Source organism: Chroococcidiopsis sp. (assembly GCF_051657925.1).
In the GTDB taxonomy this organism is placed as follows: domain Bacteria; phylum Cyanobacteriota; class Cyanobacteriia; order Cyanobacteriales; family Chroococcidiopsidaceae; genus Chroococcidiopsis.
Genome location: NZ_JBOFLP010000377.1, coordinates 1 through 7,949 on the forward strand (window position 1 = coordinate 1; position 7,949 = coordinate 7,949).

Below are 7,949 nucleotides of genomic sequence, written 5' to 3' on the forward strand. Positions count from 1 at the left end.
CCCACCCTACTGATAACTGACAACTGATTTAACGGCGTTCCAAAGCTCCTTCTGGAGTAGGTACATTCACGCGAACATCGACAGGAGTATAAATATTTGGAGTATCTATCCCCATTTCGCGCAATTTGTTGTCGCCTTCACGACCACCTAGTTTATGTTCGCTGCGGCGATTTTGTCTGACGCGATCGCCTTGACCGACTTGAGTAGACGTATGAGTACTATTGTTGTTGTAGCAATTTTCGTCAAACTCGGCGCTAGCTTCGTTGTTTTGCTCGGCTGGCTCTCTAGATACGCCAACTTGCACGTTCACGTCAGTTGCAGTACATACAGCTTGGGCGGGTTTAATTGTTGTCGTACCTAAAGCTAATACAGTAGAAAGGGAAAATAAACCAAGGGACAAAAATTTAAATCTCATAAATCTCACTTTTTCCTCCTGATGTGAATGCTGATTTGTAGTTTTATTCGCACGTTGTTGATGAAGAACTGTAGGTGCGAGAAACGCCACCAGAAGAAACAGTGGTCTGCGATCGCTGGTGGCTGTAATTACCTTTGTTACAATCAGTTCGAGTTCTAAGAACTTGAGAATTATCAATTGCACGCGGTTGCTCGATCGCACAAGCAGCCACAGATAAAGAAGTGGAAATGCTAAGTAAGCCGAGCACCCAGAATTTGAACCGCACTTTTAGCTCCTATTTACCGAAGAAAAGTAAATATCAAAGAATTGCTCGGCTATCTGCAAGAGGTCGTGGAAGAAGTTTGAGTGCGGCTGACTCCACCACCAGAAGAAGTTGTCGTGGAAGAACTTTGGTGACTGTATGTACTACCACCTCTACAACTGGTTTGCGTCCGCCGGACTTGGGGGCTGACACTCCACGGGCTGCGTCTGGTACGAGTATTGTAGATCCGCCGCCAGCGGTTGCTACTTCTCACGGCTGGGCGATTGCGTTGAATTGTAACTTGAGAATTGCCGTTGGTCACGCGGATGTCGTCACCTCGAACAACCGTTGACCCCCCGTTGCTCGACCGAATTTCTACGTTGCCTGCTTTTGCCATTTCCATTGGTAACACTAGGAAAATAGAGGCAACCAAGACTGAAATCGATTTTTTGTTCATCATGAGCAGATACCTGCACTAATAATTGCGGTTGAGAGATGAGAGCTAGCCGTCATCTCTCAACCATTAACTACCACTTAACGACGATGAAATACATCGCGATCGCGGCGAATCCGAGCATCTTGAGTATTTTGGTTGACAGAAGTGTTACCGCTACCAAATTGATCGGTCAATTGATCGGAAGTTTGATTGATAACATCTCTCGAACGCTCTGCACCACCACGCCGTCCAAATCTTCTTTCAGATTTATCAATTTCAGCGTTTTGAGTGCTTTGGTTAACAGAAGTGTTGTTATTTCCTTCTTGTATTGTGGTTTGGACTGAATCTTGGTTAATCTCGTCTGCTTTGGCAGGCAGAGCCAGCAATCCAAAGCCAGCAGCAGCAATAATTCCCACTAGACCGGCTTTAACAGTAGATTTGATGGTTGTCATAGTTTTTCCTTCTTTTTGCACTTAGTTGTTAGTTGTCGGAGTGTAGAGACGTTACATGTAACGTCTCTACACCAAATTCTTATCTTCGTCGAATGAATTGGTCGATCTTGTGCTGGATGCGGTTATCGGTTCCGTTCGTCACAGCATCGCTTTGAGCGTTTTGTCTGGTGGTACTGTTCGTGCTGTCACCACGTCGATCTTGGTCGCTGTATTGGTCGATTTGTTGATCTATGCGGTTGTTTTCACCGCTTGCAGAGCCACTGACACGGGAATTTTGAGTTGATGTATGATTTCCCGAACCGTCACTGTGAATGATATTCGTTTGCCGAGTGGTTTGGTTGACGCTGCCACCATCGCTCGCTGTTGCACTGTTAGAAGAACTGCTACGACTGGTGACATCGGCACGCGCGGGAAGGGAATTCAATCCAATTCCGGTAGCAGCAACAAGACCGAGCAAACAAGTTGAGAAAATTCTCTTCACTTCTGGATGTGAAGTGGTGTGTAGCATGTGGGCGACTTCCTTCGACTAAGATCGGTTTCTGAGATTGGTTCTGTAGTTGAGGGTCGTCATATCCGATCGCATTACAGGTGTGTGTGAGGAGCACGACCCAACCTATTGCAGGATGGGAATTAGGATGATCTAGCGATCGCGAACCTCAAAGCGGTCGCGGCGAATCCGAGCATCCTGAGTGTTTTGGTTGACAGAAGTATTGCCATCACCATATTGGTCGGTGAGTTGGTCGTTGCCTTGGTTGATGGAGTTGCGATCGGGACGACCTTCTCTACGATCTGGACGACCAAATCTTGTTTCAGTTTCCTCAATTTCACCCGTTTGAGTATTTTGGTTGACAGAAGTATTTCTGTAGCCTTCCTGTCCCGTGGTTTGCGTGTTACCTTGGTTAATTTCGTCAGCTTTGACGGGCAGAGCAATTAGACCAAAGCCAGCGGCAGCTATTAATCCAACTAAACCTGTTTTGAGTCCGGCGTTAAGATTGGTTCTGAGATTTTTGTTTGTCATTTTTATTACTTCACTTGCACTTGGTTGTTGTCGTCAGAAGGACGATAGCCTTCATGTCGGAGGTTTTTAGAGATTTGTTCCACAGACGAGCAAGTGTTTTTGGTTACTTGCTGCATCACTATTACAGTTAATCAGAAAAGTTGTGCCTCATTTCGGAAAGAAAGCAAAATTTTTTTGAGACCAGAGAGAAAAAAAGCGGCGATCGCAAGATATCCAAGCATTTGACGCGATCGCGCCAGAGCATTGAAAACTGGCTGTCGCTACTAGCGCTCCGAAATGAGTCATCTAAAACTCGAATTAAAATCCCCAAAGGTACTAGCGGGGGTAAATCATAATGTTGCGATCGACTGAAGGATTTTTCTTATCGTTCCGATGAGTCGATTGGTTATTTCCTCGATTAAGCTTGTCTTGGCGAGAAGACTCGGAGGAATCGTGCAAATAATCGTAGTCACCGGAGCGATCGAGTTTAGTTTTAATCCCTTTTTTATCAATTTCGGCAGTTTGAGAGGATTGTTGTACCGAAGTATTGCTATTACCATCCTGTCCGGTAATTTGCGTGTTAATTTGAATAATTTTATCGGCTTGGGCAGGCAGACAAAACCATCCGAAACTTGCAGCTAAAATTAAACCGCTGCAACCAGTTTTGAGGATGCGATCGATTTTCATAGTATTTCCTTCCTTTGCACTTAGCTGTCAGTCAGTTATCAGTTATCAGTGGTGCGATCGATGCGGGTGTGGGGTGTGGTCACTGATAACTGCTCCCTGCCAATCTGTCAGTACAAGACTTTGACCGCGTTGTATAAGTTCCTGAGTTGTATAAGTTCCTGACGGCAGTCAATTACAGTCAAGTTAAGGAGAAGATGATTGTGATGAAATGGTGGCAACGTTCGTTCGCGCCAGGATTTATCGCTGGTAGTCTGGTAGGCATGTTCGGCAGTCTAGCGATCGCGCAGTCAGATTTATTAACCCAAGCAGAAATTTATAAATTAGTAAATCGAGTCCAATTATGGCTGAAAAACCAACCGCCGCGATCGGCGCAAGTTGCAGACATGGTTCAGCCTCTAGATGCAGTCAAAACCGATCCCCTCGCTAGAGCAGATTTAGTTTTTAATGAAGGTTCGCTGGTGCGGTTAGGGGGAAATGCTATTTTTCGCTTTGTACCTGGTAGTCGTAGTTTTCAGTTGCGTAACGGTACTGGCTTGTTTATTTTTCCACCTGGAGATGAGAGCGGTACTGTCGTGACACCAGAAGCTGTAGTCACAGCGCCGGGAACAGCTGTATGGGTGCAACATAACTCAGATAAACACATGACATCGATTGGAGTTTTGACCGAAAACCCCCAAGTTCCCGTGACTGTTGCAACTTCTGGGGGTGAAGGCGTAGTAGTTTTAGATGCGGGACAGCGCACGGCTGTGAAACAAGGAGAATTGACAGCTGTAAAAGATATGAGCTTGAGGCGATTTTACAAAGCCTGCAATCTAGCGGCTGACTTAGGCACGGCGGAGGAAACACTGAGCGATAGCCTCCCGCCACAAGCACAAAATACGATTCTGACAGTCCGAAATCAGGCGATCGCAGCTTTAGAAGATCAATTCCGCGAAGAAACAGAACCCCCACCTGGTTTCGAGCAGATCGTACCGTGTACTGTTAAAGAAGAACCGAAAGATATTTCAATAGATCCTCAGAATGTATTTCAGGGTTTTCCATCTGTGCCGAGTAGGAGATGATGGGTCAGATCGCTTTTACATCCCTTTCATCGCCTTATCCCAACTAGCAGAGGAAGCGTAAATCTGTCCGCGATCGCGCTGTATACAAGGTATCTAATTTATAAGACTTCAGCACGGGTTAATAGCTCGTTTTGCGCTAGCACCAGATGCATCCACAATAGTCCTGGGACAGTGCTAGCAATTCTCTTTCGCATCCATAACCCAATCTGTGTCATTACTTGTTTCGTCATTGGTCATTGGTCATTGGTCAGCTAGTTCCCGACTGCCGACTCCCGCCGTTTAACAATAAACTGTAACATCTTCACCGCACTCGTCTGCTAGGAAGCACAGGCACTTGAAGCGGAGGTAAACGATCTGTTCGTAGAAAGGATTTAACTTACATAGAGGTGGAATGTGAACCAGCGTGCGCCCAAAGCAGGTTATTGTCCGTTCAAAAGGACACCGTGCGGGAATTAACTGACAAAACAGATGAGCGAATTTGGGATTGTGAATTTCTAGACTTTCTAACCATTGGCAGATATTACTTTTGAGTACGATTGGTGCGAACATAGGGATCTCTCCTTTTGTAATACTGAAATTAGGTTGAACTGGTGGGTTTTATTTATATAGGTGGTTAAGTACCTTCATTTATTTGATAGGTTTACTTCTGCTGTGTTATGCAACTAACGTGAGCGATTGATTCATGCGTCCCCGTCAAGGCATTATCGAAATCTTTTCGACCTTTCTGCAATTTGACGCAGACCGCTTCCGTGCTTGGGTCAGCGACCCGCACTTGCGGCGGAGTATGCAAGCTAGGCTGGCACAATCTCCGCAAATGGAGGCGGCGGAAAACTATTGGGTTCTTTACTGGTATAAATTGTGGCAAACTCAGCCTGAGAGTTTAGCTAAGGCGCACCTTACCGCTTACTTGCAGGAAGTGTGCTACTGGACGGCACATAAAACTAGCGCCAGCTTTACTTCATCTCAATACACCCTGTCCGATTGCTTTCAAATGGCGCTCGCCCGCTTTGATAAGGTCTTAAAAGGCTTTAACCCTCAATTGGGTTACGGGTTTAAAAACTATGCCAGTGCAATTTTTAGCAGCGTCCTGAAAGATTTGCTGCGCCAACAGCAGGAAGTTGATATCTCGACAAATTGGTCGCTGTTGCGTCGTTTAAGTCAAAAAAGACTGGTAGAGTCTTTACAAAATACCGGACTGGGTGTAGAGGTGATTAATCGTTATGTCCTTGCCTGGAACTGCTTCAAAACACTTTACGTCCCGACGCACCCCACGGGAACCCGCCAGCTGCCCAAACCGGAATCTGAGACTTGGGAGGCGATCGCCAAACTTTACAATCAAGAACGCATTACCCAACTCCACCCATCAGGGGCAGAATGTAACGCTCAGACGCTAGAAAAATGGCTCGTTGCCTGTGCCAAAGCCGCACGGTCTTACCTTTATCCCTCACTCGTATCGATCGATGCTCCTAAACCAGGGCAAGAATCAGGAGCATTTCTCGACGATCTAGGTAGCTTCGAGCAAGATAATTATCTCAATGAAATGATCGCTGTTGAAGAACAGAAAAAACAGCAATCGCGACAAACTCAGATGCAGGCAGTTTTAGCAGAAGCGATCGCCAAATTGGACTCGCAAGCGCAGACAATTATGCAAATGTACTACGGACAGGGACTGACGCAACAGGAAATTGCCAAGGCGATCGATACCAAACAATATACAGTTTCTCGCCGCCTCACTAGAGCTAGGGAAAGTTTGTTACTGGCTTTGGCAAAATGGAGTCAAGAGACATTGCATATTACTCTGACATCAGAGGTACTCAATAATATCAACACAGTTTTAGAGGAATGGTTGCAGGTACATTACCGCCGTCCCTCCTCGCTCATGGAGTCTACCTCATGACCTTCGATCCTAACTCGCTAACTTTGACCGATCCGACACAGGTGTGGCTGGAAGTGTCCGATTTGGTGCGATCGCAGGCATGGCAGCGCAGCCAAGCTTGTTCTCATCCCAGCAGTCGTTGGAACGCCTATCTCAATCAAGTTTGCCTCCAAACTATTTTACCCTGGTTGCGGGAAGAACACGCTGGTAAAGCTTTGGCTGTACCGAGTTTCACCGCTCTACCTAGCATCTGGGAATTCGTCAATGGAACGGGCGTAGCTTGGGACAGGATGCGGATAGTCTTAATTCCTACAGAGACAATTGACTTAAGCGAACTGCGCGTGCCTCAAGAATGGGTAGACATTCCCGACTGGGTTGCCGATTATTACTTTGGCGTACAAGTAGATCCCGATTGTGCATCTATTAGAGTTTGGGGTTATGCTACCCACGAACAACTCAAACAAAATGGTAGCTACGATTCCCAAGACCGCAGCTATTGCCTAGATGAAGCCCATGTAATTCAAAACATGAGCGTGTTGTGGGTAGGTAGACAACTCGGTATTACTGAAACGACACGCCGAACAGTTGCAACTTTACCCGTCATTCCCTTAGCACAGGTAGAAAATTTAATTCCCCGCCTGGGAAACTTGGAAGTTGTTAGTCCGCGCTTGGCAGTACCGTTTCAATTGTGGGGTGCGTTGATCTCGCATGGCGGTTGGCGACATAAACTTTACCATCACCGTTTGGGACATCCCGAACAGTGGTCGGTTTTAGAATGGCTGCAAACCGGAGTATCGGACGCAGCAAGACAGATGGGATGGGGACAAAGCACCTGGCAACCAGCGGTCGTGGCGGCTGCGAGGGGGACGACACAATTTTTTCCAGAAGTTTTGCTGACTCGCCACATGATTATTGCCCAGCAGCAGTACGAATTACGAGTCATGCCTCGTACAGGGGGAGTCTGGCGATTTGAGTTACGTCATGCTATGGGGGATTCCATTCCTGCCGGATTTACACTACGGTTATTAACTGAAGACTTACAAGCATTTGAAGGCAACGAAGACACAGCTAGTAAACCTGTAGAATGTTTATTTGTCGAAGTCTCCCTCGCTCCGGGCGAAGGCTTAGTTTGGGAAATCGAACCCACTCCAATCAATTACGATCGCGAGATTTTGCGGTTTTGAGCAGGGAGCAGTAATCAGTGAGCAGGGAGTAGGGAGCAGGGAGCAGGGAGCAAGGAGCAGTTGTCAGTCAACAAATGACCAATGAACCAATGACAAATGACAAATGACCGATGACCAAAGCTTACTGAGCCAATGCTAGTATTCTCTGGGCGATCGCATCGGTAACGGGCATCACTGATAATCGATTGCCTTGTCTGACTACGCCTAGTTCTTCTGGGCTAAATTTTTGTTTCAACGTAGGTAGGGAAATAAATCGAGGAAAAACCTTGACAAATTCCACTTTAACTGTGTACCAGCGCGGAGAATGAGAATCCGATTTTGGGTCGTAGTAGGGGCTACTAGAGTCAAACTGCGTCGGATCGATAACTTCAGGTATGACAACTCGCATCAAACCCACAATTCCCGGGGGCGTAGTATTAGAGTGGTAGAAAAAAGCTAAATCTCCTACTTGCATTTGACGCAAATAGTTGCGGGCTTGATAGTTACGTACCCCATCCCAAATCGTGGTGCGATCGCGATCGAGGTCTGAAATGCTGTAAGTTTCTGGTTCTGACTTCATTAACCAATAATTCATTTTAAGTCGTAAGTTGTCGTAGGGGC

General features: G+C 46.4%; 14 protein-coding genes. 3 read left to right on the plus strand and 11 right to left on the minus strand.

Going from position 1 to position 7,949, the window contains the following annotated elements; all coding sequences use genetic code 11:
* Positions 1–28: 28 nt before the first annotated feature.
* The 8 genes from ACRC32_RS30140 to ACRC32_RS30175 form a co-directional block, all read right to left on the minus strand.
* The gene (locus ACRC32_RS30140; protein ID WP_051033303.1) at positions 29–415 is read right to left on the minus strand and encodes a hypothetical protein; all 387 of its coding nucleotides are present in this window, start codon (positions 413–415) and stop codon (positions 29–31) included.
* 43 nt (positions 416–458) lie between these two features.
* On the minus strand, positions 459–680 hold the full coding sequence (locus ACRC32_RS30145) for a hypothetical protein (protein WP_438557437.1): 222 nt from the start codon (positions 678–680) through the stop codon (positions 459–461).
* A gap of 49 nt (positions 681–729) precedes the next feature.
* A complete protein-coding gene (locus ACRC32_RS30150; protein ID WP_438557438.1) occupies positions 730–1,116 on the minus strand; it encodes a hypothetical protein in 387 nt (128 codons plus the stop codon).
* Between the two features lie 74 nt (positions 1,117–1,190).
* Positions 1,191–1,544 carry a hypothetical protein gene (locus ACRC32_RS30155; RefSeq protein ID WP_132867065.1) on the minus strand — a complete coding sequence of 118 codons (354 nt, stop codon included), beginning with the start codon at positions 1,542–1,544 and terminating at the stop codon, positions 1,191–1,193.
* A 79-nt stretch (positions 1,545–1,623) separates the two neighbouring features.
* Complete coding sequence (locus tag ACRC32_RS30160; protein ID WP_438557439.1) at positions 1,624–2,052, minus strand: hypothetical protein; 429 nt, start codon at positions 2,050–2,052, stop codon at positions 1,624–1,626.
* Between the two features lie 132 nt (positions 2,053–2,184).
* The gene (locus ACRC32_RS30165; protein WP_039713169.1) at positions 2,185–2,562 is read right to left on the minus strand and encodes a hypothetical protein; all 378 of its coding nucleotides are present in this window, start codon (positions 2,560–2,562) and stop codon (positions 2,185–2,187) included.
* 147 nt (positions 2,563–2,709) lie between these two features.
* Positions 2,710–2,847 (minus strand): hypothetical protein, encoded by a 138-nt coding sequence (locus tag ACRC32_RS30170; protein ID WP_438557440.1) that lies wholly within the window; start codon positions 2,845–2,847, stop codon positions 2,710–2,712.
* 30 nt (positions 2,848–2,877) lie between these two features.
* Positions 2,878–3,228: a hypothetical protein gene (locus ACRC32_RS30175; protein WP_438557441.1), complete on the minus strand. Its 351-nt coding sequence runs from the start codon at positions 3,226–3,228 to the stop codon at positions 2,878–2,880.
* 203 nt (positions 3,229–3,431) lie between these two features.
* Between ACRC32_RS30175 and ACRC32_RS30180 the strand changes: the two genes are divergently transcribed.
* Positions 3,432–4,289, plus strand: coding sequence for a FecR domain-containing protein (locus tag ACRC32_RS30180; protein ID WP_438557442.1), 858 nt, complete (start codon positions 3,432–3,434; stop codon positions 4,287–4,289).
* 98 nt (positions 4,290–4,387) lie between these two features.
* Here ACRC32_RS30180 and ACRC32_RS30185 read toward each other — a convergent pair whose 3' ends face one another.
* Entirely contained in the window at positions 4,388–4,519 is a 132-nt protein-coding gene (locus ACRC32_RS30185) for a hypothetical protein (protein ID WP_438557443.1), read from the minus strand.
* Positions 4,520–4,568: 49 nt separating this feature from the next.
* Positions 4,569–4,838: a Mo-dependent nitrogenase C-terminal domain-containing protein gene (locus ACRC32_RS30190; protein ID WP_132867060.1), complete on the minus strand. Its 270-nt coding sequence runs from the start codon at positions 4,836–4,838 to the stop codon at positions 4,569–4,571.
* Between the two features lie 133 nt (positions 4,839–4,971).
* Here ACRC32_RS30190 and ACRC32_RS30195 point away from each other — a divergent pair, with 133 nt between their 5' ends.
* Complete coding sequence (locus ACRC32_RS30195; RefSeq protein WP_438557444.1) at positions 4,972–6,186, plus strand: sigma-70 family RNA polymerase sigma factor; 1,215 nt, start codon at positions 4,972–4,974, stop codon at positions 6,184–6,186.
* Complete coding sequence (locus ACRC32_RS30200) at positions 6,183–7,349, plus strand: DUF1822 family protein (protein WP_438557445.1); 1,167 nt, start codon at positions 6,183–6,185, stop codon at positions 7,347–7,349. Before ACRC32_RS30195 ends, ACRC32_RS30200 begins: the two co-directional genes overlap by 4 nt.
* A gap of 121 nt (positions 7,350–7,470) precedes the next feature.
* On the opposite strand, the gene ACRC32_RS30205 is transcribed toward ACRC32_RS30200, so the two are convergent.
* Positions 7,471–7,923: an EVE domain-containing protein gene (locus tag ACRC32_RS30205; protein WP_438557446.1), complete on the minus strand. Its 453-nt coding sequence runs from the start codon at positions 7,921–7,923 to the stop codon at positions 7,471–7,473.
* Between the last annotated feature and the right edge of the window lie 26 nt (positions 7,924–7,949).